Source organism: Streptomyces sp. TRD_SC_5, from assembly GCF_056836825.1.
This window is the reverse complement of the sequence record NZ_JBWZZS010000001.1, coordinates 2352165-2377720: the sequence shown is the minus strand read 5'-3', so window position 1 is coordinate 2377720 and position 25556 is coordinate 2352165. Positions and strand designations below refer to the sequence as shown.

The following is a 25556-nucleotide window of genomic DNA, read 5'->3' as shown; positions in this document are numbered from 1 at the left end:
TCCTTCAGTTCGGTCCAGGTCACGTCAGGCAGTGCGCCAGTGGGCTTCCGGCGGCGTACCGCGCCACCTCGGCCGCCGCGATCCGCGCCGCCTTCTCCGCCACCTGGCGGCTCGCCCCGCCCAGATGCGGCGTCATCACGACCCCGGGTACGCCCCTCAGCCGCGCATCGGCGGGCAACGGCTCCTGCTCGTACGTGTCGAGCGCGGCCGCCGCCAACTGCCCGCTCTCCAGCGCGTCGCACAGCGCGTCCGTGTCGACGAGCGGCCCCCGCGCCACATTGACCAGCACGGAACCGCGCGGCAGCAGCCCCAGTTCGCGGGCGCCGATCAGACCGCGCGTCTCGTCGGTGAGGCGGGCGTGCAGGGTGACGACCCGCGACCGGGACAACAGCGCGTCGAGCGAGGCGACCCGTACCCCGTGCACATCACCGCGCGCGTACGGGTCGTACACCTCGACCTCCGCACCGAACGCGCACAGCACCCGCGCCACCCGGCTGCCGACCGCGCCGTAGCCGATCAGCCCCACCCGCGTGTCCTCCAGCTCCGGACCGCACCGGTCGTAGGTGAAGTACGAGCCGTCCCACACGCCGCGTCGCGCCAGCGCGTCGTGGGTCTCGGGGATCCGGCGCATCGCGGCCAGCATCATGCCGACCGTGAACTCGGCGGTGGCGGCCGCGTTGCGGCCCGGCGCGAAGCACACCTGCACGCCGCGCGCCCGCGCCGCCTCCACGTTGACGTTGACGGGGCCACCCCGGCAGACGACGACGAGCCGCAGCGCGGGGGAGGCCTCCAGTACCCGCTCCGTGAAGGGCGCCATCTGGGTCACGCACACCTCTACGTCCCGCAGCGCCTCGATCAGCGCGTCCTCGCAGTCGCTGGCCTCGTCGACCTCGGCGACCTTCGCGAAGGGTTCGAGCGGCCAGGGGAGGGTGAGTTCGGTCAGCTCGAAGGGGGATGCGGTGACGGCGGCCTCCACCGCATCGCCGATGAGTGAGTTGAGTACGAAGTGGTCACCGGCGGCCAGGATTTTCATCGCAGAGCCTCTCCTGTCTCGGCGTCGAAGACATGCGTGAGCTGCGGGTCCGCGGTCACCCGCACGGTTTCGTCCCGGTCGAGGCGCGTCTCCGGTCCGGTCTGTACGACCAGGGGCTCGGCCACTCCGTCGAGCGCGAGCGTCGCGATGCCGGATTCGAGGAGCGGCTCGTGCGCGCTGACCTTCGCCCGCACGGCCGCAGCGCCCTCGCCCGCCGCGCCCTCGCCCGCCGCGCCCTCGCCCGCCGCGCCCCCGTCCGCGAGCCGGAGGTCCTCCGGCCTGATCCCCAGCACCACCTCCCGACCCGCCGCCGGCCGCACCCCGACCGCCAGCCGCACGCTGTCCGAGAGCCGTACCCGCCCGTCGGCCTCCGCCACCCCCGGCAGCAGATTGATCGCGGGCTCCCCCACGAAGTCGGCCACGAAGAGATTCGCCGGGCTGTCGTAGATCTCGTACGGCGTGCCGAGCTGCTGGATGACGCCGTCCTTCATCACGGCAATGCGGTCGGCCAGCGACAGCGCCTCCTCCTGGTCGTGCGTGACCAGGATCGTGGTGTGCCCCAAGTCCTGCTGGATGCGCTTGAGTTCGCGGCGGGTCGTGTCGCGCTGCGCCGCGTCCAGGTGCGAGAGCGGCTCGTCCAGCAGTAGTACGTCCGGCTCGCGGATCAGCGCCCGCGCCAGCGCCACTCGTTGCTTCTGGCCGCTGGAGAGCCCGCCCGGTCTCGCGTCGAGCAGCTCGGTCAGGCCGATCCGCTCGGCCATGTCCCGTACCCGCGAGGCCACTTCCCCGCGTGGCCTGCCGCGCGCCGCGAGCCCGAAGCCGAGGTTTTCGGCGACGGTGAGCGGCGGGTAGAGCGCGTAGTTCTCGAAGGCGACCCCGATATTGCGCTGCTGGGCGGGGACCTTCACCACCGAGTGGCCGCCGACGAGGATGTCGCCGCCGGTCACCGCCTCCAGGCCCGCGATCATCCGCAGGGTGGTGGACTTGCCGCAGCCGGAGGGCCCCAGCAGGCCGAGCAGCTCCCCGGAGCGCAGCTCCAGGTCGATGCCGCGTACGGCCTCCACCTGCGGGCGGCCCCGCGACGCGTAGGTCTTGCGCAGCTCGCGCAGTATCAGCTCAGTCATGGTCCCGGCCTCCCGTCGCCGTGGCGGTGGCCGCCGACGCCCCGGCCGTCGGGCACACGTCGTACGGGACCTTGTGCTCGTCGAGGTCGCGCAGCAGCTCCGCCGACGCCCCGTCGTCGACCAGTACGAGATCGAAGCGGGAGAGCGGGGCGAGGCGGTGGAGTGCGACACGGCCGAGCTTGGAGTGGTCGAGCAGCAGCACGTTCTTCGCGGCGGAGTCGAGCATGGCCCGCTTGACGGAGACGATGTGCTGCTCCTGGTGGTAGGCGAAGCCGCCGGAGACGGCCGATGTCGACGTGAAGCAGATGTCGACCTGGAGGAGCTGGACGGCCTCCATGCAGGAGACGCCCAGGAACGACGAGTGCAGCGGATCGTAGTCGCCGCCGAGCGCCATCAAGTGGATGCCGCGCTCGCTCGACAGCAGCGTCAGCGCTTCGAGGAAATTGGTGACGACGGTCAGCGGAGTGATGGTGCTGGAACCGAGCCGGCGCGCTATCTCCAGCGTGGAGGTCGAGTCGTCGAGCATCACCGCCATGCCGGGCTCGATGAGCTTCAGCGCGTGCTCCGCGACGGCGGCCTTCTCCGCGCGCATCGTCTTGAGCCGGTACGCGACGTTCGATTCGAAGACACCGGACGGCTGCGCGGTCACCCCGCCTCTGAACTTCCGCACCAGCCCCTGTCGTTCGAGCTCGTCCAGGTCCCGGTGGATGGTCATCAGGCTGACGTCGAAGCGTTCGGCCAGCTCGGCGGCGGTCGCCGAGCCCGCCGCGAGCACCCGCTCGGCGATGGCGGCCTGGCGGGGCGCGGGGCCGCGGAGCACCGGGTCCCCGCTCATTGCGTGACCCTTCGCCCTGGCACGCCATCTGCGCCGTCGGCCTCGAACAGCAGCAGGCTCTCCGGCCGTACGGTCAGTCTCACCGGCGCGTCGGGCCGCAGCCCGGCGGCGTCCGCGCGCGGCACGACCAGCGACAGGTGCTGCGCGCCGAGCCGTACGGTGACCTCGGTGGCACGGCCCAGGACTTCGGTGATGTAGACGGTGCCCACAAGCTCGATACTGCCGGGCCCGAGGGCGGAGGAGCCCAGGGACAGATCGCGCGGCCTGATCCCGATCTGCACGGCGGTGCCGGGCGCGGCTGACCGTACCGCGAGTGACGTCAGCGGAATCTCGAAGAAGCGGTCCGCGGAGAGGAAGCCGCCCTGGCCGGTGACGGTCCCCGGCAGCAGATTGATGCGGGGTCTGCCGAACGAGCGCGCGACGAAGGTGTCGTACGGCTGGTACCAGATCTCCTCGCGGGTGCCCGTCTGGACGATCCTGCCGTCCCTGATCACCCCGATACGGTCGCCGAGGGCCAGCGCCTCCACCGAGTCGTGCGTGACGTAGAGGGTCGTGGTGCGCTGGACCGCGCCGATCGCCTTCAGCTCGGCGCGCATCGCCTGGCGGAGCTTGGCGTCGAGGTGGGACAGCGGCTCGTCGAGGAGGAAGGCGCGGGCGGGGCGCACCAGGACACGGCCGAGCGCGACGCGCTGGCGCTGGCCGTTGGACAGCCGGCCCACCGGCCGCTCCAGGAGCGCGCCGATGCCGAGGAGGTCGGCGATGGCACCGACGCGCTCGCGGGCCTCGGCGGCCGGCAGTCTGTACCGGGGCGAGCGCAGTGGCGAGGCGAGGTTGTCGTACGCGCTGCGGTGCGGATAGAGGGCGTACGACTCGAAGCACATCGCGACGCCCCGGTCGTACGGCTCGACTCCCGTCATGTCGGTGCCGTCGAGCGAGACCGTGCCCGACTGGGGCTCCTCCAGCCCCGCGACGGTCTTCAGCGTCGTGGTCTTCCCGGCGCCGGACGGGCCGAGCAGGCAGAAGAACTCCCCGTCCCCGACGTCGAGATCGAGTCCGTCGAGCGCGACGCTCCTGCCGTACGTCTTGTGAATCCCGCGCAGCGAGATCCCAGCGGTCCTCATCAGGACTTCACCGCCCCGAAGGAAAGCCCGCGCACCAGGTACCGCTGGATGGTGAGCGCGAGGAGCAGGGGCGGGATCACCGAAACCAGCGCCGCCGCCGCCGTCAGGTTGTACTTGGGGCGGTCGCCACCGAGGAATGACAGCGCGCCGACCGTCACCGTCTGGGCCTCGGACGACGTCAGGATCAGCGGGAAGACGAAGTTGTTCCAGGCGAAGATGAAGGCGAGCAGCGAGACGGCGGCGATGCCCGGCTTGACCAGCGGCAGCGCGACCTTGAAGAAGGCCTGCTTCCTCGTGTAGCCGTCGAGCAGCGCGGCCTGCTCCACCTCGGGGGACAGGTCGGAGAAGTACGAGCGCATGATCCAGACGATCAGCGGCAGGGTGACGAGCTGGAGCACCCAGATCATGCCGACGTACGTGTCGAAGAGCCCGAGCTTCTGGTAGAGCACGAACAGCGGGATGATCACGGTGAGTTCGGGTGCGAACCGGAAGGACAGCAGCGTGAACATCAGGTTCTCCGAGCCCCGGAACCGCCACCGCGCGGCAGCGTAGGCGGCGGGCAGTCCGATCACCAGGGAGAGCCCGACGGCCCCCAGCGACACGACCAGACTGTTGACGAAGAACCGCAGGAACGGCACGCCCTCGTCGTTGCCCGCTCCGAGCACCGTCTTGTACGAGTCGAAGGTCGGCGTGAACGAGAAGTAGGTACTGAACAGCTCGTTCGCCGGCTTCAGCGACAGGATGATCATCCACACAATCGGAAAGAGCGCGAAGACGAAGTACAGAATCAGCGCCCCGTCAGCGGCTACGGCGATCAGCTTGCGCTTCACTTTGGCACCTCCGCCGCCCGGTTCTGGATCTTCCCCAGATAGCGCACCAGCACCATCGTGACCAGATACACCACCGCCCACAGCACGATCATGTAGCTGATCCCGAACGAGTACCGCTGGAAGCGGATCGCCTCCAGGTACGCCCGGATCTGGAGCACCACGGTCGAGTCACCGGGCCCGCCCTCCGTCAGGGCGTAGATGATGTCGAAGACCTTCAGCGAGTCCATGAACCGGAAGATCACCGCGACCAGGACGTACGGCCACAGCATCGGCAGCGTCAGCTTCCGGAACGTGAACCACCACCCGGCCCCGTCCACCGCCGCCGCCTCGAAGGGCGATACGGGCAGCGACCGCAGCCCGGCCAGCGCCAGGATCGCCACGAACGGCGTGTAGACCCACACGTCCACCGCGATCGACGACAACAGCGCGCCGCTCGGAGTGTCCGTCCACTGAACACCCCCCAGCCCGAAAGGTTTCAGCAGATGGTTGATGACGCCGACGCTCGGCTGGAGCATCAGCTTCCACATGATCGCGGCGATCACGGGCGCGATCATCAGCGGCAGGATGAGGATCTTCTCCAGTACGCGCCCGACGAGCGTGGAGCGGTGCAGGAGCAGCGCCACCCCGACCCCCAGCACCGTCTCGAAGGCCGCCGCCCCCACCGCGTACAGCACCGTCACCCAGGCCGAGTCCCAGAACGACGACTCGCTGAAGATCCGCCGGTAGTTCTCAAGCCCGACCATGTCCGGCTGCGGCTTGCTCGCCGCGAAGTCGAAGACCGTGTAGTACAGCCCGAGCCCGAAGGGATACAGAATCCCCCCGGTGAGCAGCAAGGCGGGCACGATCAGCAGATACGGCCGCAGCGTCCGCCGCCAGCGCGGAACCACGCGCGCCGGCGGCCTGCCCCCCTCGCGCGAGGCCGCCCCGTGGTCGGTCTCGGTGAGGGACGAGGACATCGAGCCGTCACCCGACCTTCGAAGCCAGGTCGCTCGCCAGCCCGTTCAGAACCGACTTGGCGTTCTTGCCGCCGTAGATCTCCTGGAGCGAGGCCGCCCAGCTCGTCGTCGCGTCGAAGAACTGCTCCTGCGGCGTGAACTGGATCTTCGTCTGACCGACGACCGTCTCGAAGGTCTCGATGAAGCCTTCAATCCCCTTCATCTTGTCCTTGTACGCGGCGTCCTGGCTGACCGACTTCCGCACCGGATCGATGTGGTTGCCCTCGATCGCCGCCTTGCGCAGATGCTCCTTGCCGGTCGCCCACTGGAGGAACAGCCACGCCGCGTGCTTGTTCTTGCTCTTGGCGTTCATGCCGAGCGACCAGATCCACATGTTGGTGGCGAGCGACCCGTCGGGTCCCTTCGGCCCCGGATGGAAGGCGATCTTCCCGGAGGCGGGCGACGCGCCCTTCACCGCCTGGAAGTACGCGGCCGTATCGGCGTCGAAGAGCATCCCGGCCTTCTTCGCGCCGAGGTCGCTGGAGCACTGGTACCAGGTGTACGAAGTCCAGGACGGCGGCCCGCCCTTCTTCACCATCTCGGCCCAGTCCTGGGTGAAGGCGACGGCCTCGGGGGTGTTCATGGCGGGCGTGATCTTCCCGCCGTCGACCGTGAAGTCCTTCAGCCCGTACCGCGAGTACATCGTCATGAAGCCCGGGTGGATGGTCGCCCAGCTGCGCGACCCGCGCACCGCGACGCCGTACATCCCGTCGAAGCCCGCGCCCGGCGCCTTGCGCTTGATGGCGCCGGATATCTCGCGCAGCTCGTCGAAGGTCTCGGCGGGCTTCAGTCCCAGCTTCTTGAAGACCTCGGTGTTGTACGCGACGACGTTCGTCTCCCAGCCCCAAGGCAGCGCGTACTGCCCGCCCTGCCCGAGCGGCGCACCGGCCTTCAGGGACCACTGGTCGGCCTGGAGGAGATTCGGGAAGAAGTCCGCCTGGTCCCATTCGCCGCCGGTCGCCGAGGAGTTGCTCATCCACGGACCGAGGTCCTCCAGCCAGCCGGGCGGCCCGTACTGCCAGACCATGTACGCGCCGAGCATGAAGATGTCGTACGAAGCGCGCCCGCTGGACAGGTCGACGGTGAGCTTGTCGAAGTAGTTGTCCTCGGGGAAGACGTCGTACTCGACCTTGATGCCGGTCTTCTGTGTGAAGGCCTTCAGATCGGCGATCAGCGCATCGGTGTAAGGGTGCTTGTTGAGCAGCGCCTTGACCGTCTTCCCCTTGGCCTTCTTCCAGTCGAACGAGCCGGTGACGTCGTCGGCGGCAGACCCACCGCCCTTTTCCTTCTCGTCGCCACCGAAGCCGGCGCCGCAGGCGCTCAGCAGCGGGGTGGCGGATGCGGCCGCCGTGAGGGCGAGGAACCGCCGCCGGTCATGTACGCGCATGTCCATCCCGACCTCCGCCAACACGTGCAGTCGATTGGTTAACAGAGCTTGGAACAGCGCCAGTTGGGCGTCAATCCCTCGCGCAACGGAAAATCTCGGTGCACAGTGAGAACTTCACAGACGGCGCCGATATCGCGCGGGAGGATCGTTGCGGTCCGACGAGTCCATCAAGGACGCAGCATGGCTGGGCATCGACCTCGGTACGCAGAGCGTCCGGGCGGTGGTCGCGACCACCCGCGGGCACCTGCTGGGCAGCGGCTCGGCCCCGCTGACCGGCCGGCGCACCGGCGTGCGCCACGAGCAGGACCCCGGCGACTGGTGGGCGGCCGTCTGCGCCGCGACGCGGGCCGCGCTCAGGGGCGTACAGGCGCGCAGACTCCACGCGCTGGCGGTGTGCTCGACCTCGGGCACGGTCCTGCTCACGGACCCGTACGGTCACCCGCTCACTCCCGGTCTGATGTACGACGACGGGCGCGCCGCACCGGAGGCCGACGAGGCGGGCGTACCACCGAGCTGGGGCCTGCCGAAGGCACTGTGGCTGGCCCGGCGGCGCAACGGAACGACCGTACGGCTGTCGCACCAGGCGGACACGGTGGCGGCCCGGCTCACCGGCGGCCCGGTCGCCACCGACTCCAGCCACGCACTGAAGACCGGCTACGACCTCGAACGCGACACCTGGCCCGAGGAAGCCCTCGGCCTGCTGGGCCTGCCGACCACCTTCTTCCCCGAGGTCGTACGCCCCGGAACCCGCCTGGGCAAGGTCACGGAAGCAGCGGCCGGCGAGACCGGCATCCCCGCCGGCACCCTGGTCGTCGCCGGCATGACCGACGGCTGCGCCGCCCAGATCGCCTCGGGCGCCTTACGCGTCGGCGCCTGGAACTCCGTACTCGGCACCACGCTGGTCCTCAAGGGCGTCTCGACCGTCCCCGTACGCGACAGCACGGGCATCGTCTACAACCACCGTTCCCCGGACGGCAACTGGCTCCCGGGCGGCGCGTCGAGCGTAGGCGCGGGAGCCCTCACCGCTGCCTTCCCCGGCGCGGACCCGGCCCGTCTGGACCGCCTGGCCACCCGCCACGAGCCGTCGGTCGCCCTCGCCTACCCACTGACTTCACGCGGCGAGCGCTTCCCGTTCCGAGCCCCGGACGCCACGGCCTTCGTCCTCGGCGGCGGTACGTCGGAGGGCGACCGGTGGGCGGCGCTGCTCCAGGGCATCGGCTACACGGAACGCCTCTGCCTGGACTACCTGAACTACTTGGGCGCACCGGTCGACGGCCCACTCACGTTTACCGGCGGCGCGGCGCGCAGCGCGTACTGGAACCGTCTGCGCGTCGACATCCTGGGCCGCCCGGCCCACATCCCCGAACAGACCGAGCCGGCACTGGGCATGGCGATCCTGGCCGCGTACGGCGCGGGGGAGGGGGCGGGCCCCGACTTGGCCGACACGGCGGAGGCCATGGTCCGCATTCGCGAGACCCTCCACCCCCGACCGGACCGCACGGCGGCGTTCGCGAAACCGTACGCCCGCCTGATCACCGAACTGGCCCATCGGGGCTGGCTACCGGGCCCCGTCGCCGCGCATGCCCTGACTCGCCTGAGCCCTGAAACGCCGGAGGGGCTGGGTGGTGCGGCAGAATCCAGCCCGTCCGGCGTTTGAGGACACGCCCGTAGGGCGTCCGGGGGTCTGGGGGCTTGCCCCCCAGTTCGGGAAGGGGCGGGTCGGGGAAAAAATCCGTCAGCACGCGCAGAACCCCCCGGCCGTGGCGGCCAGGGGGTCCAACGCATCACTGCGACGAATCGGTCAGTCTTCCTTGGCCGCATCCGCGACGGCCTTGGCAACGGCCTCAGTGGCAGCTTCCGCAGCAGGCTTGGCAACGGCCTCGGTGACGGCCTTCGTCACGGCTTCCGTAACGGCCTTCGTCACGGCCGCGGTGACGGCTTCCGTGACGGCCGTCGTGAAGGCCTCCGTAACGACCACCGGAGCAGGCTCGGCAACCGCGTCGGCCTCGGCGTCGGCTTCCGGCACGGTCTTCGCGAAGACCACCGGGGCGGCCTTGTCATCCGCGCCGTCAGCCACCTCGACGGCGGGCTCGGCAGCGGCATCGGCAGCCACCACGGCCGGAGCCGCGCCATCGGGAGCCACACCGGCCGGAGCCTGCGCACCGGCGCCCACCGTCACAGACTCAGCCACCGGTGTCCGCACCATCTGCAGCACGAAACCGACAACGGCCAGCAAGAGCGTCAGCCCGCCACTCCAGTACAGCTGAACCCGCGTGCCCTCCTCACGGGCCATCAGGACGAACACGGCCGCCATGCCCGCGAGCGCGATCCATGTCAGCACCGGGTACGCCCACATCTTCACGACCAGCGTCTCCGGCGCCTCGCGCTCGGTGCGCCGGCGCAGCACCAGCTGCGAAACGGCGATGAAGAACCAGACGACCAGGATCAGCGCGCCGATCGTGTTGAGCAGCCACACGAAGATGTCGTTGGGCCGCCAGTAGCTGAGCAGCACGCAGACGAAGCCGAAGACGGACGAGACCAGCACCGCGATGCGCGGCACACCGTTGAAGACCGCACCGAGGGCCTTCGGGCCCTGACGGCGCGAGACCAGCGAGCAGGCCATGCGGGAGGCGCCGTAGATGTTGGCGTTCATGGCCGACAGCAGGGCGATCAGCACCACGACGTTCATGATCTGACCGGCGGCGGGGATACCCAGGTGGTCCAGGGTCGCGACGTACGGCCCCTTCTCGGCGACGGCCTTGTCGTTCCACGGCACCAGCGTGACGATGACCGCCATCGAACCGATGTAGAAGATCGCGATGCGCCACATCGCCGTACGCACGGCCTTCGCGACACCCTGGACCGGCCGCTCGGACTCGGCCGCCGCGATGGTGACCGTCTCCAGGCCGCCGTACGCGAACACCGAGGCCAGCAGACCGATGATCAGCCCCTCCGAGCCGTTCGGCATGAATCCGCCGAGCCCCGTGAGGTTTCCGGTCCCCGGGGACGGAGTGTCGGAGCCGGGCAGGAAGCCGAGGATCGCGAGTACGCCGATGCCCAGGAACACGACAATCGCGCCGACCTTCAGCGCGGCGAACCAGAACTCGAACTCGCCGAAGTTCTTCACGGCCGCCAGGTTCGTGCAGCAGAACACCAGCATGAAGAGGGCGACCCACGCCCACTCGGGCGAGTCGGGGAACCAGCCCACCATGATCTTCGCGGCGCCGATGCCCTCGAGGCCGACCGCCACACAGAGCAGGAACCAGAACGCCCAGCCCGCCGTGAAGCCCGCCCACGGGCCGATCGCGCGCTCCGCGTGCACGGAGAAGGAACCGGATGCCGGATTGGCGGCCGACATCTCGCCGAGCATGCGCATCACGAGCATGACCAGCAGCCCGGATATCGAATACGCGACGATGATCGAAGGACCGGCGGCGGCGATGCCCGCGCCCGACCCGACGAAGAGCCCCGCTCCGATGACGCCGCCGAGGGCGATCATCGACAGGTGGCGTTGCTTGAGTCCGTGCGTGAGCGGGGAGTCGACCTTGTTGTCGACAGCGCCGACAGGGTCGACAGAGCCGACGGTGCCGACAGCGTCGGCATCCTCGACAGGCGCCGACGCGGAAGTCCGAGACATGGGTGTGCCCTGTTCAGTAGCTGAGACGGGGGAACAGACGCCACAGTCTGAGTACGCGCACCGCTCTCAGGGAACACTTGACCGCTATACGGACACCACGCTCACACCTTGTGTGCATTCAAGCACGCCGTGCACGCAACTCTCTCACCATAGCCATAATCAGCACCGCCCCCGTCGCGGCGGCCGACCACAGCAGCTGCGGCCGTGCCGCATCGTCGGTGAGCATCAGCAGCAGTACGCCGCCGAGCCCGGCCAGCGTGACCCAGGTGAGCCAGGGGAAGCACCACATCTTCAGCGTCAGCGTCCCGGGAGCCTCGCGCTCAATGGTTCGCCGCAGCCGCAGCTGCGAGGCGGCGATGAGCCCCCACACGAACAGCAGCACCGCGCCCACCGCATTGAGCATGTACAGGAAGATGGTGTCGGGCCACAGCAGATTGAGCAGTACGGAGACGAACCCGAAGGCGACCGAGGCCAGCACGGCCCGGCGCGGCACCCCGCCGCCTTCCCCGCCCGAAACCTTGAGCAGCCCCTTCGGCGCCTCGCCCCGCTCCGCGAGCGAGAAGATCATGCGCGAGGACCCGTACAGATTGGCGTTGAGCGCGGAAAGCAGCGCGACGAACACGACAATGTTCATGATCTGCCCGGCGGACGGAATGCCGACCGCGTCCAGCACGGTCACGTACGGGCTGAGTCCCGCCTTCTGCGCGGTCCAGGGCAGGACGCTCACGATGACCAGCATCGACCCGACGTAAAAGAAAAGAATCCGCCACACGGCGGCGCGCACCGCGCGGGCGACGTTGCGGGCCGGGTCCTCGGTCTCGGCGGCGGCGATGGTGACGACCTCCAGCCCGCCGAAGGCGAAGACGACAGTCAGTACACCCGCCACGACACCCTCCCACCCGTTCGGCAGGAACCCGCCCTGACCCACCAGGTTCGTGAACCCGACAGCCTCGGTGTCGGGCAGCACCCCGAAGACGGCGAGCAGCCCGAGCCCAAGGAACAGGACAATCGCGCCGACCTTGAGCGCGGCGAACCAGAACTCGAACTCACCGAAGTTCTTCACGGCCGCGAGGTTCGAGCAGGTGAACACCACCATGAAGATCAGCACCCACGCCCACTGCGCGATGCCCGGCACCCAGCCGTTCGCGATCTGCGCGGCGGCCGTCGCCTCCACCGCCAGCACCACGACGAGCAGGAACCAGTACAGCCACCCCACACTGAATCCGGCCCATCGCCCCAGCGCGCGCTCGGCGTGCACCGAGAACGACCCGGAAGCCGGCATCGCCGCCGACATCTCCCCGAGCATCCGCATGACCAGCATCGCGAGCGCGCCCGCGATCAGATACGAGACGACGATGCCGGGGCCGGCGACCGCGATCCCGGCGCCCGAGCCCACGAACAGGCCTGCGCCGATCACCCCGCCGAGGCCGAGCATGGTCAAGTGGCGTTGCTTGAGTCCATGAGAGAGGGGCTCGACGTCTTGCATGTTGCTCGCAGCTCTAGGAAACGTTCAGTGGGTCATTTGGCAAGAACCTACAGTCTCGCCGAGCGCGCCCCTTCTCCGCAAAACGGCAGCCAGGGCCCGGGACCTCAGTGACGAGCATCACGCGATCGCGGGATTACCGTCCGCTCTTTGTTCAAACCCCACCACACCATCAACCTCCCCTTTGTCGGCGGCTGATGGTGATCGCTCGTTGACCCCTGGGCTACGGTCACGTTGTCCTTCCTGCCCGAGCCCCCTATTCCTCTTCCTACCGCGGAGTCCCGATGAGCACTGCTGCCGCCCCCGCCCGCTCCGGAGCGGTCCTCGCCGACCTGCTGCCGTCCACCACCGCCGCCCGGGCCTTCGCCCGCGACGCGGCCCTGGTGCTCGGCGGCGCGGCGCTCACCGGCATCGCGGCCCAGATCGCGGTCCCGGTCCCCGGCTCCCCGGTCCCCGTCACCGGCCAGACCTTCGCGGCGCTGCTCGTCGGCACGGCCGTCGGCGCCCGCCGCGGCTTCCTGTCCCTCGCGCTGTACGCCCTGGTCGGCATGGCGGGCGTGCCGTGGTTCGCGGGCGGCACCTCGGGCGCGGGCGGCGCGTCCTTCGGCTACGTACTCGGCATGCTGCTGGCCGCCACCGTGGTCGGCGCCCTGGCCCGCCGCGGCGGCGACCGCTCGGTGCTGCGCACCGCGGGCACGATGGTGCTGGGCTCGGCGGTCATCTACGCGGTGGGCGTGCCGTACCTGGCCTTCTCGACCGGCATGTCGCTGAGCGCGGCCGTGGCGGCGGGCCTGGTCCCCTTCCTCCTCGGCGACGCGCTCAAGGCAGCCCTCGCCATGGGCGCACTGCCGACGGCATGGAAGCTGATGGGCGACCGCGGCTGAGTCCGCTCGTACGCACACGGAAGGGCCCGCGCCTCGAGACGAGGTGCGGGCCCTTCCCTATATCCCTGCCCGGTCTACAACGAGCCGACCGAGTCCTCGACGCCACCGCGATCGGCCTCGGCAGCCGCGTCCCGACCGCGCCGCAGCTTCTCCCGTACGAACGCGATACCGACGACCACGCCCGCCACCAGCAGCGACAGCAGCACCTGTTCGCGCGCCACGTCGTCGAACGCCATGTACACAATGACGAACGTGATCATCGCGGCGGTCGCCCAGGTCAGGTACGGGAAGAGCCACATCTTCACGATCAGCTTCTCCGGCGCCTCGCGCAGGATGATGCCGCGCATGCGCAACTGCGTGAAGCAGATGACCAGCCAGACGAACAGCGCCACCGCGCCCGAGGAGTTCAGTAGGAACGCGAACACCGTGTCGGGCCACTTGTAGTTGAAGAAGACGGCGACGAAGCCGAAGGCGACGGACGACAGAATCGCCGCCGTCGGCACACCCTGCTTGTTCGTGACTGCGAACGCCTTCGGCGCGTCACCGCGCTGTCCGAGGGAGAACGCCATGCGCGAGGCGGTGTAGAGCCCGGAGTTCAGGCACGACAGCACAGCCGTCAGCACGATGACGTTCATGATCTGACCGGCGTGCGGAATCCCGATGGAATTGAGAGCGGCGACGTACGACCCGTCCTTGAGGATCGACTTGTCGTTCCACGGCAGCAGCGTCAGCACCACGAAGATCGAACCGAGGTAGAAGACGCCGATACGCCAGATCACACTGTTCGTGGCCTTGGTCACGGCGCGCTGCGGGTCCGACGACTCACCGGCCGCCAGAGTGACGATCTCGCTGCCCATGAACGAGAAGACGACCATCAGCACACCGGTCAGAATCGCGCCGTACCCGTGCGGGAAGAACCCGCCGCTGTCCGTCAGATGCGCGAATCCGGCGCCCGGGTTGTCGGACCCCGGCAGCACACCGAACACGGCCAGCAGGCCAATCACCACAAAGCCGCCGATCGCGACGACCTTGATCCCGGCGAACCAGAACTCGAACTCGCCGTACGACGACACGGACACCAGGTTCGTGGCGGTCAGTACGACCATCACGATCAGCGCCCAGCCCCACTGCGGTACGGCCGGTATCCACCCTTCGAGGATCTTCGCGCCGGCCGTCGCCTCGACCGCCAGCACCACGACCCAGAAGAACCAGTAGAGCCAGCCGATGGAGAATCCAGCCCAGCGCCCGAGCGCGCGGTCGGCGTAAGCGGAGAACGAACCGGACGTCGGGTTCGCGGCGGCCATCTCGCCGAGCATCCGCATCACGAAGACGACCATGGCGCCGACGAGTGTGTACGACAGCAGAATCGCGGGACCGGCGGCCGCGATGCCGCCACTCGACCCCACAAAGAGGCCGGCGCCGATGACGCCGCCGATGGCGATCATGGACAAATGGCGGTTTTTCAGACCGGCCTGGAGACCGTCGGAAGGCTGCGGATTCCCTGGTTCTTCGGGGTTTTCGCCTGTCTTCGCAAGGGTCGGCTGCGCGCTCATGCGCAATCCTTAGCTTCTCGGGGCACTCGGGTTACGAGCCCCCGCATTAAAACTGGAAGTGACGCGGGACGGAAGTCCCAATTCCGGATCGTCGTACGAAATCCGCAACACGCCCCCGACGCGCACGCAGACCATCACCCCGGCGACGGCTACCCGGTCGCCCCCGTGCCACACTCGTCCCATGCGCGTGTACCTCGGTTCCGACCATGCCGGATACGAACTCAAGAACCATCTCGTCGAGTGGCTGAAGGCCCATGGGCACGAGCCCGTCGACTGCGGCCCCCACATCTACGACGCCCTGGACGACTACCCGCCGTTCTGTCTGCGTGCCGCGGAGAAGACCGCCGCGGACCCTCAGAGCCTGGGCATCGTGATCGGCGGCTCCGGCAACGGCGAGCAGGTCGCCGCGAACAAGGTCAAGGGCGTACGCGCCGCGCTGGCCTGGAGCGAGCAGACGGCGGCGCTCGGCCGTGAGCACAACGACGCCAACGTCATCTCCATCGGCGGCCGCATGCACACCCAGGACGAGGCCACGAAGTTCGTGGAGATCTTCCTCGCCACCCCGTACTCCGGCGAGGAGCGCCACCAGCGTCGCATCGACATGCTGGCCGAGTACGAGCGGACCGGCGACCTCCCCCCGATCCCGGCCCACCACCCGCAGCAGCCGTAACCACACCCCGTGCGGCAGGGCCCGCCGCAAGGGACTGCCGTGGCCCGCAGCCCCCGGCATCGCACTTCACGGTGCCGGGAGGGGACGTGCCGGGACGCTCCCGCAGGGCCCCCGGTCTCGCGTGCACGGTGCCGGGAGGGGACGTGTCGGGGCGCTCCCCGCAGGGCGTTGAACGCAACCACCCCAACGAAACCCGACGTACCCGAACGTTCGACGCCCGAGGAGACGCCCCGGCGCGGCACCGACCCCAACGCCGCCCCGCAAACCGCACCCCCCAGAAGCAACGCAAGGCCACCCGCAGGAGACGCAGACCCATGCCCGAGGGGCACACCATCCACCGCCTCGCGGACGACCACCGCGCCCGCTTCGTCGGCGGCCGGGTACGCGTCACCAGCCCCCAGGGCAAGTTCGCGGACAGCGCCGCGCTCCTGGACGGCACGCTCCTCACCACCGCCGACGCCCACGGCAAACACCTCTTCCTCGGCTTCGAGAACACCGGCTGGATCCACATCCACCTCGGCCTCTTCGGCAAGCTCGGCTTCGGCGCTGCCCCGGCCCCGCCCCCCACGGACACGGTCCGCCTGCGCCTCCTCAACGCCGACCACTACGCCGACCTCCGCGGCCCCACCACCTGCGCCCTGATCACCGACGGCGAGAAGCAGGCGATACACGACCGCCTGGGCCCGGACCCACTCCGCGACGACGCCGCCCCCGACAAGGCCTGGCATCGCGTCTCCCGCAGCCGCACCACCGTCGCGGCGCTCCTCATGGACCAGAAGGTCGTCGCGGGCGTAGGCAACGTCTACCGCGCCGAAGTCCTCTTCCGGCACGGCATCGACCCGTACCGCGCGGGCAAGGACCTCACCCGCCGCGAGTGGGACGCGATCTGGGCCGACCTGGCCGTCCTCATGCGCGAGGGCGTACGGAACAACCGCATCGACACGGTCCGCCCCGACCACATGCCCGAAGCGATGGGCCGCCCGCCGCGCATCGACGACCACGGCGGCGAGGTCTACGTCTACCGCCGGACGAACCTCCCCTGCCACATCTGTGGCGGCGAGATCCGCACCGCCGCTCTCGCCGCCCGCAACCTCTTCTGGTGCCCCACCTGCCAAAGCTGACCCCGGGGGCCGGTACCGCCTCCCGGGGTTCGTCCGCCGGGGGCGGGGGTGTTGGGGTCGGTGCCGCTTCCCGGGCTTCGTGCGCCGAGGTGTTGGGGTCGGTGCCGCGCCGGGGCGTCTCCTCGGGCGTCGAACGTTCGGGTACACCGGTTTTCGTTGGGGTGGTTGCGTTCAACGCCCTGCGGGGAGCGCCCCGGCACGTACCCTCCCGGCGCCGTGGGTTGCGGGGCGGCGTCGGGCGCGGGGCGGGGTGTTTCCTCCCGGCGGGGGGAGTCGCCGAGCGGCGGCCCGGTCAGAAGCCGTGGGGAAGCCAGGGCGCGACCCCGGCTCCGAACGCCACCGACGCCTCGGCCAGCGCCCCCGGCCGCAGCTCCCGCACCCGGCCCGCCGCCGCGAGTGACGCCAGGCTGACGCCGCCGAGGTACGCCGCGCCCAACTCCCGCACGGACAGCGCGAGATCCGCCGCCTCGCCCGTCCGCTTGCACGACGCACCCCCCTTCGCGTCGCCGGTCAGCCGCCAAGGCCCCTCGTTCCAGGGGCAGAACGCGTCCGCCACCTCGAAGACCACATCCACCGGCGCCTGATAAGCCCGCGCCTCCAGCGCCGCCCCCAGCTCCACCAGCCGAACGTACAGCGAGTCCCGTAGCCGTACGTCGCACCGCCGGATGTCGGAGACAAGGTGCTGCCAGGCATCGTCCACGGGCCGGTTCCGCACCCGGATCTTCGACGCCAGGTCGATGTCGAAGAGGAAGCGCCACAGCGCCGCGTACGCCGCCGGGTCGAGCGCCTCCAGGTCGCGCAGTACGACCGCGCCGTCGGAGCCGGCCCCATTCCACTCCGGCTTGAACTGGAACCGGGCGTACCCCACCACATCACCCGCACGCTCGGCCAGCACACACCGCAGCGGCGAAGCCCCGTCGCGGTCGCTCTCCGGGTCGAGCAACGGCATCCGCTCCCAGTGCGGCCGGCGCGCGAGCATTCCTGGCCGGGCCGGCACGTTTCGCGCGTACACCGTCTCGCAGGCGTCCCGCGCGTCGGCCGGCTTCGCGAACCTGAGCCGTACGTCGTCCGTTCCCGCCGGCACCGCCAGCCGCACTCGCGACGTGTCGATCTCCGCCGACAGCTGCTGCGTGGCGGCGCCGTACCCGAAGCGGCCGTAGATCGCGGGCTCCGAGGCGGTGAGCAGCGCGAGCGGCTCGCCCCATTCCCGTACGTCGGAGAGCTGGCGCCGCATCATCCCGGTCAGGACCCCGCGCCGCCGGTGCGTCGTCGCGACGCTCACCAGGCTCACGCCGGCGGCCGGTACCAGGGCGCCGCCCGGAACGGACAGCCGGAAGGAGAACGCGCTCGCAGTGCCGACGCACTGATCCCCGTCCCAGACGCCCAGGCTCCGCGCCGGCTCGGTCACCGCCCGGTCGAACTCCCGTTCCTCCGGACTCTCCGCCACACCCCCGAAGGCAAGTTCGACCGCCTCGAACCAGTCGTCCCACTCACTCGCCCGCAACACACGTAATTCGGTGGTCATATGCCATGCCTACCAGGCCACCGGCATCCGGGCGACCCGATTTCGAACACAATGTCACAGGGGTCCCCCTGCGGAGCACGGGCGGGGATGGATAGGGTCCACCGCAATGGCAGGTGGAGTGGGAACCGAATCGTTCTCGGCACGGACGCGCAAGTCGGCGCACCGGGCCCGGATCGCGCTGCGCAAGTCCGGCGTCGACTACTTCAGGGGCGACGGCTCGGACTGGATCGCCCTGGCGGGGCTGCTGCTGACCGTGCCGGCGATCGTCCTCGGCACGATCGTGTCGCCGGTCTGGTGCGCGCCGTCGCTGCTGGTCCTCCCGATCGTGGCCGGCGGCCTGCTGCTGCGCCCGGCCAGCCTGCTCGGGCTGTACGCCGCGGCCGCCACCGGACTGATCGTGGAGTCGGTGGTGCTCGGTCCCTATACGCAGGGCCCGGCCACGGTCACCCCCGGCACGGTCCTCACGGTTGCCGCCTGCGGCTTCTTCGGCCTGATCATCGCCCAGTTCCGGGCCAGGGTCGGCGTCCCCTGGCGACGCGGCGGCACGATGCTCTTCGACCTGCGCGAACGCATCCGGGTGCAGAGCGCGCTGCCCCGCCTCCCGAAGAACTGGCACAGCGAGATGGCGCTGCGACCCGCCGGCGGCCAGTCCTTCTCCGGCGACTTCGTGGTCGCGGCCCGGACGAACGGCGGCCGGACCCTGGAGGTCGTACTCACCGACGTATCGGGCAAGGGCATGGACGCGGCCTCGCGCGCCCTGCTCCTGTCCGGGGCGTTCGGCGGCCTGCTCGGCTCGCTTCCGCCGCACGGCTTCCTGCCCGCCGCCAACGGCTACCTCCTGCGCCAGGACTGGGACGAGGGCTTCGCGACCTCCATCCACCTGGTCCTCGACCTGGACTCCGGCGACTACGAACTCCTGTCGGCGGGCCACCTCCCCGCACTCCAGCTCCACGCGGGGAGCGGCCGCTGGGAGGAGAAGTCCGGCGAGGGCCCGCTGCTCGGCGTGTACGACGGCGCCCAGTTCGACTCGTGCAAGGGCTCGCTGGCACCCGGCGACGTACTGATGCTGTTCACGGACGGCCTGGTGGAAGCGTCCGGCCGGGACATCGCGGAAGGCATCGACCGCCTGACGGGCGAGGCCGACCGCTACGTGTCCTGCGGTTTCCAGGGCGCGGCATGGCACCTGATCGAAGCGGTGGCGAAGGACGTCAACGACGACCGCGCACTCCTCCTGATCTGCCACGACGCGTAACGCGGCGGGCGTCCCCCGGACTTCGTCTTCCAGACGTTCAACCTGCCCCGCGCCTGTGCCGCACAGATCGCCACCCGCATGACGGCCCTGATCCCGCCCACGCGGGAGTCGCCGCCTGACACGGTCCGCACGGACATCCGTACAGTCGGACCATGCCGAACATGACTCTCGCCGAGGTCGAGGCCATCGCCCGGGCCGCGCACGCCAAGCAGACCGACAAGGCCGGTCGCCCGTACGCCGAACACCTCGCCGCCGTCGCCGAGGGCGTCCGCGCGCGGGGCGGTTCCGAGGAGCAGATCGCCGCCGCCTGGCTGCACGACGCGGTGGAGGACGACGCCCTGTCGGCGGACTGGCTCGCCGCGGCCGAACTGCCGCAGGCGACCAAGGACATGGTGCTCGCGGTGACCAAGCGCCCGGGGGAGGACCTGCACGCGTACACCCGGCGCATCCTCGCGACGCCCGGCGCGCGCCTGGTCAAGGAGGCGGACCTCGCACACAACGCGGACCCCGGCCGCCTCGCCGTGCTCGACGAGGCGACCGGGGTCCGTCTCACGCTCAAATACGCGGAGGTACGCCGACTCCTGGGACTGGAACCCGGGGCCGGGGCTGCCCGCTAGGGCCCCCTAGGAGGCCTTGCCCGCGGGGCGGCGCTCCCGCTGCCGGGCGTTCTCGACCGGGTCGCGGCGGAAGGCCCAGTTCATCTCGGGCTCCATCGCCCAGCGGAACATCCGCCGTACGAACGGGGTGCACAGCAGCGTGACCGCGACGGCGATCGCGACGGTCACGAAGATCTCACCGAGCGGGGTGGAGAGCCAGGCGTACGTCTCGAACAGGTCGGCGTAACCGGCGCCCTTCACCAGGAAGCCGTGCAGCAGGTAGCCGCCGAGCGTGCCGGCGCCCAGCACCGTGAACCACATCCTGCGACCCGGGACCCAGGCCAGGAAGCAGGCCGTCAGGACCAGCGAGCAGCCGAAGAGCGCGAAGGTCATGACGACCCCGGCCCACCACGGAGCGCCGATCTGCTGCGAGGCGCTGCTGTGGTAGAACCACCCGAGCCCCAGGCGGGGGGCGGCCCAGTACGCGAAGACCAGCGTGCAGAGCACGACGGGAAGGGCCAGCAGCCGGACCTCGCGGCGCCGCACCATCCGGAAGTGCTCGGGCTTCAGCAGCAGACCCAGCACGAAGTACGGCAGGAACTGGAGCACGCGCTGGAGGTTGAGGTCGTCTCCGATGTTGGGGGTCACGGAGGCGAGTACGGCGATGCCGAGCGCGACGGGCAGGGGGTGGCGGAGCGACTGCCAGATCGGGGTGGTCAGCCGCCAGACGAACAGGGCGATCAGGAACCAGGTCAGGTACCAGGGGTCGAGCAGGCTGATGGACTGGCTGGGGTCGTCGGCCCATCGCTTGAAGAGCGTATAAGCGGTCTCAAAGATCACATACGGTACGGCGACGCCGGTGATCAGGCGCTGGATCTTCTTGGGGCTCAGGTCGAAGCCGCGCGAGAAGTAGCCGGAGATGATGATGAAGGCCGGCATGTGGAAGCTGTAGACGACCATGTACAGCGCGCGGGTGGCGCGGCTGCCGTCCATGACCGGCTCCCACATGTGCGCCATCGCCACGAACACGATGGCCAGATACTTCGCGTTGTCGAAGAACGCGTCGCGCTGCTTCGGGGCCGGGGCGGCGGCCGGGGCGGGGACGGGGGTGGCGGCTCGGGCCGGGGTGGGGACTGCCTCGGCGCCGGGTGGGGAGGTGCTGGTCGCGGCGGTCCGTGCAAGGGGTGTTTCGGGCTCCTGCTCCCGGGCCGGGGGGAGCGGCGCCCTCTGATATCCGTGCGGAGCGTGAAACATCTGAGGCACCCTAGCGTCGCCGGATGGATTTCGTAAAACCTCGTTCTCGGCTCTCTGCTATTGCTGTGACTACCCCGTGGACGGAGAAGTCGACATAGTGATGGGTTTTTATGGCACGGGTCACGTCTAGTAGGCCGTATGGGGTAACTAATCCTGATTAAATGGTGCATACCGTCAGAGGGTGACTCTGGCGATATGTCCGGTTCATTGCGCCTTTGTCGACCCGTGAAGTGTGGGCGTCCACGCAATTCGAATTTCCTGCGAACGTGATGTGTGGATGGCGAAACGATCACGTCTATTAACTCCCGTGCGGGGCAGTCCAATTCAGCGGCGCGTATGTGCGGCGCCCGCGCCCCGGGGTGTACGCCGGGCCTCCCGGCAGCGTGAACAGGCCACCAACGTTCCGTCACCCGGCAACCACCAGTGGTGAGTTGGTGGCACGATGGTGCCTGCGGGAGTGTGCTGGGCCGTGCGCTCCCGGGCCGGCAAGGCGGACCGACCGAGGGTGTGATCAGTTGTGGCCATTTCGCTGTCTGTGGTGCTTCTGTTGGCGATCGTCCTGGTGGTGTTGATCCGCGGGGGCTCGATCAAGGCGGGACCGGCGGTGGTGGCCGTGCTCTTCGGCTTCTTCCTCGCGTCCACCGGGATGGCGCCCTCGATCAACCGCTTCCTGAATTCGATAGCGGACACCATCAACCAGATCAGCTTCTGAGCACAAACGCGTCCGGCCCGGCTCGGTGACTGATCACCGAGTCGGGCCGGAGGCCGTGGAGCGGGCGACGGGAATCGAACCCGCGTAGCTAGTTTGGAAGACTAGGGCTCTACCATTGAGCTACGCCCGCACATCGCACCGCAGGTCACGTGACCGCGGCACGAAGAGCATCGTAGCGGGTCCCCGGCCGTTGATGCACACCCGATACGCCCCTCGTAAAGCGGCGGCCGTACGGCCCGGGGGCATGTACCCTACGTGTCGCACCGACGGGGTGTGGCGCAGCTTGGTAGCGCGTCCGCTTTGGGAGCGGAAGGTCGTCGGTTCGAATCCGGCCACCCCGACCATCACCACAGACTGATCCCGCGCGATCCCGACCAAGATCGCATTGTGGGAGTCTTCCTGCTTGCCGTTACTATGCAAACTCGTGCCCGTGTGTCTGATGTGCCGGGCTCGAACGGCGAAGCCGCCTCCCGCGCGGCCCAGCAGAACCCCAGAAGTCAGCCCCCAAGGAGACCGAACCGTGAAGAGCGCCGTGGAGACCCTGAACCCGACCCGGGTTCGGCTCAGCATTGAGGTGCCCTTCGAGGAGCTCAAGGACAGCCTCGACGCGGCGTACAAGAAGATCAACCAGCAGGTCACGGTGAAGGGCTTCCGCAAGGGCAAGATCCCGAACCGAGTCATCGACCAGCGGTTCGGCCGTGGTGCTGTGCTGGAGGAGGCCGTCAACGACGCCCTTCCGAAGTTCTACACCGAGGCTGTCAACGAGGGTGAGCTGAACGTTCTCGGCCAGCCCGAGGTCGACATCACCGAGCTGAAGGACGGCGAGCTGCTCTCCTTCACCGCCGAGGTCGACATCCGACCGACGATCGAGATCCCGGACTACTCCGGCATCGAGGTCGAGGTCGACGCGGTCGAGGTCAACGACGAGGACGTCGACAAGGCCGTGGAGGAGCTGCGCGCGCGCTTCGCCTCCACCAACCCGGTCGAGCGCGCCGCCGCCGACGGCGACGTCGTGACGATCGACCTGGAAGCCAAGGTCGACGGCGAGGTCCTCGAGGACGGCGTGGCCGAGGGTGTCTCGTACACCATCGGTTCCGGCGAGCTCCTCGAAGGCATCGACGAGGCCGTGACCGGCCTGGAGGCCGGTGGCGAGGCCACCTTCACCTCCTCGCTCAAGGGCGGCAGCGCCGAGGGCAAGGAGGCCGAGGTCACCGTCAAGGTCACCGCGGTCACCGCCCGTGAGCTGCCCGAGCTGGACGACGACTTCGCGCAGATGGCCAGCGAGTTCGACACTCTTGACGAGCTCAAGGCCGACAGCCGCAAGCGCCTCGAGAACATGAAGCAGTACGACCAGGCCACGCAGGCCCAGGAGCGCGTCCTGGAGAAGCTGCTGGAGCTGGTCGAGGTCCCGATCCCCGAGAAGCTGCTCGAGGACGAGGTCAAGACCCGCAAGCACAACCTGGAGAACCACCAGCTCGGCCAGATGGGCCTGGACCTCGCGAAGTACCTCGAGATCCAGGGCAAGACGGCCGAGGAGTTCGACGCCGAGCTCGGCGAGCAGGCGGTCAAGGGCATCAAGACGCAGTTCATCCTCGATGAGCTCGTCAACAAGGAGAAGCTGAACGTCAGCCAGGAGGAGCTCACCGAGCACCTCATGCGGCGCGCGCAGTCCTCCGGCATGAGCCCCGACCAGTTCGCCCAGGCCGTCGTCGAGGGTGGCCAGGTGCCGATGCTCGTCGGCGAGGTCGCCCGCGGCAAGGCGCTCGCTGTCGTCGTCGAGGCCGCCAAGGTCACCGACACCAACGGTGACGCCGTCGAGCTCGAGGACGAGGACGACGAGGCGGCTGAGGCTGCCGAGGCGTCCTCCGAGGCCAAGTCCGACGAGGCCGAGGCCAAGTCCGACGAGAAGACGACCGAGGCCTGAGCTTCGGTCTGATCCGATCCGATCTGCGGGGACGGGCCCGGACGCATCATGCGTCCGGGCCCGTCGTCGTACGCGGGTACGGCCCCGTACCTTGCGCTCCCAGCGAACAGTTCGGGAAGCGGGATGGCGTTGTCCTACCTGCGCGTTAGGGTCCATGAAGAGGAGAGTGGGGAGTCCCCGCTCTCCGGTACGAAGACGCTGAGACGGTTGAAGCCGTCAGAGACGAGCAGGTGTATACGTGACGAATCTGATGCCGTACGCCGCGGGTGAGCCGTCCATCGGTGGAGGCCTCGGCGACCAGGTCTACAACCGGCTGCTCGGCGAGCGGATCATCTTCCTCGGCCAGCAGGTCGACGATGACATCGCCAACAAGATCACAGCGCAGTTGCTCCTCCTTGCCGCCGACCCGGACAAGGACATCTACCTCTACATCAACAGCCCCGGCGGCTCGGTGACGGCCGGCATGGCGGTCTACGACACCATGCAGTACATCCCGAACGACGTCGTCACCATCGGCATGGGTCTCGCGGCCTCCATGGGCCAGTTCCTGCTGACCGGCGGCTCCGCGGGCAAGCGCTTCGCGCTCCCCAACACCGACATCCTGATGCACCAGGGCTCGGCCGGCCTCGGCGGCACCGCCTCGGACATCAAGATCCAGGCGGAGCAGCTGCTGCGTACGAAGAAGCGCATGGCGGAGATCACCGCCCACCACTCCGGCCAGACCGTCGAGACGATCATCCGTGACGGTGACCGCGACCGCTGGTACACCGCGGAGGAGGCCAAGTCGTACGGCCTCATCGACGAGATCATCAGCTCCGCCTCGGGCGTTCCGGGCGGCGGCGGTACCGGGGCCTGATCCCCGTACCGAGTCTCCCCAGCCCACCGAACGCCACCAGGATGGTGAACACCCACATGAGCAACTACTCAGCGAACGCCGCGAGCGGCCTCTACACCGGCCCGCAGGTGGACAACCGCTACATCGTTCCGCGCTTCGTCGAGCGCACCTCGCAGGGCGTGCGTGAGTACGACCCGTACGCGAAGCTGTTCGAGGAGCGCGTGATCTTCCTCGGCGTGCAGATCGACGACGCCTCGGCCAACGACGTCATGGCGCAGCTGCTGTGCCTGGAGTCGATGGACCCGGACCGCGACATCTCCATCTACATCAACAGCCCCGGCGGCTCGTTCACGGCCCTCACGGCCATCTACGACACGATGCAGTTCGTGAAGCCGGACATCCAGACGGTCTGCATGGGCCAGGCGGCCTCCGCCGCTGCCGTGCTGCTCGCCGCCGGTACGCCGGGCAAGCGCATGGCACTGCCCAACGCGCGTGTGCTGATCCACCAGCCGTCCTCGCAGACCGGTCGCGAGCAGCTCTCCGACCTGGAGATCGCGGCCCAGGAGATCCTGCGGATGCGCTCGCAGCTGGAGGAGATGCTCGCGAAGCACTCCACCACGCCGATCGAGAAGATCCGCGACGACATCGAGCGCGACAAGATCCTGACGGCCGAGGACTCGCTTGCGTACGGTCTGATCGACCAGATCGTGTCCACCCGCAAGAACGCGCCAGTGGGCGCCTGACGCGTGGCAGCCCGCCCCTTGGCACAGTCCACGTCAATGTGA

At 69.2% G+C, this 25556-nt stretch carries 21 protein-coding genes, 2 tRNA genes and 1 pseudogene; 11 read left to right on the top strand and 13 right to left on the bottom strand.

Annotated features, from left to right (window positions below; translation table 11 throughout):
• Window positions 1-19: 19 nt before the first annotated feature.
• From AC1P0E_RS10925 to AC1P0E_RS10895, 7 genes are read right to left on the bottom strand one after another with little or no spacing between them, the layout of a single operon-like run.
• Window positions 20-1033, bottom strand: a complete 1014-nt coding sequence (locus AC1P0E_RS10925; protein WP_482741975.1) for a 2-hydroxyacid dehydrogenase — start codon at window positions 1031-1033, stop codon at window positions 20-22.
• The gene (locus AC1P0E_RS10920) at window positions 1030-2157 is read right to left on the bottom strand and encodes an ABC transporter ATP-binding protein (protein WP_482741974.1); all 1128 of its coding nucleotides are present in this window, start codon (window positions 2155-2157) and stop codon (window positions 1030-1032) included. The genes AC1P0E_RS10925 and AC1P0E_RS10920 overlap by 4 nt, the downstream gene beginning before the upstream one ends.
• The gene (locus AC1P0E_RS10915) at window positions 2150-2992 is read right to left on the bottom strand and encodes a DeoR/GlpR family DNA-binding transcription regulator (RefSeq protein WP_482741973.1); all 843 of its coding nucleotides are present in this window, start codon (window positions 2990-2992) and stop codon (window positions 2150-2152) included. The genes AC1P0E_RS10920 and AC1P0E_RS10915 overlap by 8 nt, the downstream gene beginning before the upstream one ends.
• Window positions 2989-4113, bottom strand: coding sequence for an ABC transporter ATP-binding protein (locus AC1P0E_RS10910; protein ID WP_482741972.1), 1125 nt, complete (start codon window positions 4111-4113; stop codon window positions 2989-2991). Before AC1P0E_RS10910 ends, AC1P0E_RS10915 begins: the two co-directional genes overlap by 4 nt.
• Entirely contained in the window at window positions 4113-4943 is an 831-nt protein-coding gene (locus AC1P0E_RS10905) for a carbohydrate ABC transporter permease (RefSeq protein ID WP_482741971.1), read from the bottom strand. The genes AC1P0E_RS10910 and AC1P0E_RS10905 overlap by 1 nt, the downstream gene beginning before the upstream one ends.
• Window positions 4940-5899 (bottom strand): carbohydrate ABC transporter permease, encoded by a 960-nt coding sequence (locus AC1P0E_RS10900; protein ID WP_482741970.1) that lies wholly within the window; start codon window positions 5897-5899, stop codon window positions 4940-4942. Before AC1P0E_RS10900 ends, AC1P0E_RS10905 begins: the two co-directional genes overlap by 4 nt.
• Window positions 5900-5906: 7 nt before the next feature.
• Window positions 5907-7325, bottom strand: coding sequence for an ABC transporter substrate-binding protein (locus AC1P0E_RS10895; protein WP_482741969.1), 1419 nt, complete (start codon window positions 7323-7325; stop codon window positions 5907-5909).
• 148 nt (window positions 7326-7473) lie between these two features.
• Here AC1P0E_RS10895 and AC1P0E_RS10890 point away from each other — a divergent pair, with 148 nt between their 5' ends.
• Window positions 7474-8982: an FGGY-family carbohydrate kinase gene (locus AC1P0E_RS10890; protein ID WP_482741968.1), complete on the top strand. Its 1509-nt coding sequence runs from the start codon at window positions 7474-7476 to the stop codon at window positions 8980-8982.
• Between the two features lie 528 nt (window positions 8983-9510).
• On the opposite strand, the pseudogene AC1P0E_RS10885 reads toward AC1P0E_RS10890, so the two are convergent.
• A pseudogene (locus AC1P0E_RS10885) lies at window positions 9511-10824 on the bottom strand (amino acid permease); the annotation flags it as partial.
• A 256-nt stretch (window positions 10825-11080) separates the two neighbouring features.
• Complete coding sequence (locus tag AC1P0E_RS10880; RefSeq protein ID WP_482745717.1) at window positions 11081-12397, bottom strand: amino acid permease; 1317 nt, start codon at window positions 12395-12397, stop codon at window positions 11081-11083.
• A 332-nt stretch (window positions 12398-12729) separates the two neighbouring features.
• On the opposite strand from AC1P0E_RS10880, the gene AC1P0E_RS10875 reads away from it, so the two are divergent.
• A complete protein-coding gene (locus tag AC1P0E_RS10875; protein WP_482741967.1) occupies window positions 12730-13329 on the top strand; it encodes a biotin transporter BioY in 600 nt (199 codons plus the stop codon).
• A gap of 74 nt (window positions 13330-13403) precedes the next feature.
• Here the strand turns inward: AC1P0E_RS10875 and AC1P0E_RS10870 are convergent, their stop codons facing one another.
• On the bottom strand, window positions 13404-14882 hold the full coding sequence (locus AC1P0E_RS10870; protein WP_482741966.1) for an amino acid permease: 1479 nt from the start codon (window positions 14880-14882) through the stop codon (window positions 13404-13406).
• A gap of 181 nt (window positions 14883-15063) precedes the next feature.
• Between AC1P0E_RS10870 and AC1P0E_RS10865 the strand changes: the two genes are divergently transcribed.
• Both AC1P0E_RS10865 and AC1P0E_RS10860 read left to right on the top strand, forming a co-directional pair.
• On the top strand, window positions 15064-15552 hold the full coding sequence (locus AC1P0E_RS10865) for a ribose-5-phosphate isomerase (protein ID WP_482741965.1): 489 nt from the start codon (window positions 15064-15066) through the stop codon (window positions 15550-15552).
• A 314-nt stretch (window positions 15553-15866) separates the two neighbouring features.
• Window positions 15867-16673, top strand: a complete 807-nt coding sequence (locus AC1P0E_RS10860; RefSeq protein WP_482741964.1) for an Fpg/Nei family DNA glycosylase — start codon at window positions 15867-15869, stop codon at window positions 16671-16673.
• A gap of 292 nt (window positions 16674-16965) precedes the next feature.
• Here AC1P0E_RS10860 and AC1P0E_RS10855 read toward each other — a convergent pair whose 3' ends face one another.
• A complete protein-coding gene (locus AC1P0E_RS10855; RefSeq protein WP_482741963.1) occupies window positions 16966-18198 on the bottom strand; it encodes a GNAT family N-acetyltransferase in 1233 nt (410 codons plus the stop codon).
• A 106-nt stretch (window positions 18199-18304) separates the two neighbouring features.
• Between AC1P0E_RS10855 and AC1P0E_RS10850 the strand changes: the two genes are divergently transcribed.
• Both AC1P0E_RS10850 and AC1P0E_RS10845 read left to right on the top strand, forming a co-directional pair.
• Entirely contained in the window at window positions 18305-19450 is a 1146-nt protein-coding gene (locus AC1P0E_RS10850) for a PP2C family protein-serine/threonine phosphatase (protein WP_482741962.1), read from the top strand.
• 152 nt (window positions 19451-19602) lie between these two features.
• Window positions 19603-20067 carry an HD domain-containing protein gene (locus AC1P0E_RS10845; RefSeq protein WP_482741961.1) on the top strand — a complete coding sequence of 155 codons (465 nt, stop codon included), beginning with the start codon at window positions 19603-19605 and terminating at the stop codon, window positions 20065-20067.
• Between the two features lie 6 nt (window positions 20068-20073).
• Here AC1P0E_RS10845 and AC1P0E_RS10840 read toward each other — a convergent pair whose 3' ends face one another.
• Window positions 20074-21300 carry an acyltransferase family protein gene (locus AC1P0E_RS10840; RefSeq protein ID WP_482741960.1) on the bottom strand — a complete coding sequence of 409 codons (1227 nt, stop codon included), beginning with the start codon at window positions 21298-21300 and terminating at the stop codon, window positions 20074-20076.
• Between the two features lie 517 nt (window positions 21301-21817).
• Here AC1P0E_RS10840 and AC1P0E_RS10835 point away from each other — a divergent pair.
• Window positions 21818-22012 carry a hypothetical protein gene (locus AC1P0E_RS10835; protein WP_482741959.1) on the top strand — a complete coding sequence of 65 codons (195 nt, stop codon included), beginning with the start codon at window positions 21818-21820 and terminating at the stop codon, window positions 22010-22012.
• 56 nt (window positions 22013-22068) lie between these two features.
• On the opposite strand, the gene AC1P0E_RS10830 is transcribed toward AC1P0E_RS10835, so the two are convergent.
• Window positions 22069-22142, bottom strand: a tRNA-Gly gene (locus AC1P0E_RS10830).
• A 137-nt stretch (window positions 22143-22279) separates the two neighbouring features.
• On the opposite strand from AC1P0E_RS10830, the gene AC1P0E_RS10825 reads away from it, so the two are divergent.
• The 4 genes from AC1P0E_RS10825 (at window position 22280) to AC1P0E_RS10810 (ending at window position 25514) form a co-directional block, all read left to right on the top strand.
• Window positions 22280-22356 (top strand) — tRNA-Pro (locus AC1P0E_RS10825).
• A gap of 176 nt (window positions 22357-22532) precedes the next feature.
• Window positions 22533-23936 carry a trigger factor gene (gene tig / locus AC1P0E_RS10820; RefSeq protein WP_482741958.1) on the top strand — a complete coding sequence of 468 codons (1404 nt, stop codon included), beginning with the start codon at window positions 22533-22535 and terminating at the stop codon, window positions 23934-23936.
• A gap of 250 nt (window positions 23937-24186) precedes the next feature.
• Window positions 24187-24792, top strand: a complete 606-nt coding sequence (locus AC1P0E_RS10815; protein WP_482745716.1) for an ATP-dependent Clp protease proteolytic subunit — start codon at window positions 24187-24189, stop codon at window positions 24790-24792.
• A gap of 41 nt (window positions 24793-24833) precedes the next feature.
• Window positions 24834-25514: an ATP-dependent Clp protease proteolytic subunit gene (locus AC1P0E_RS10810; protein ID WP_482741957.1), complete on the top strand. Its 681-nt coding sequence runs from the start codon at window positions 24834-24836 to the stop codon at window positions 25512-25514.
• Window positions 25515-25556: the final 42 nt, after the last annotated feature.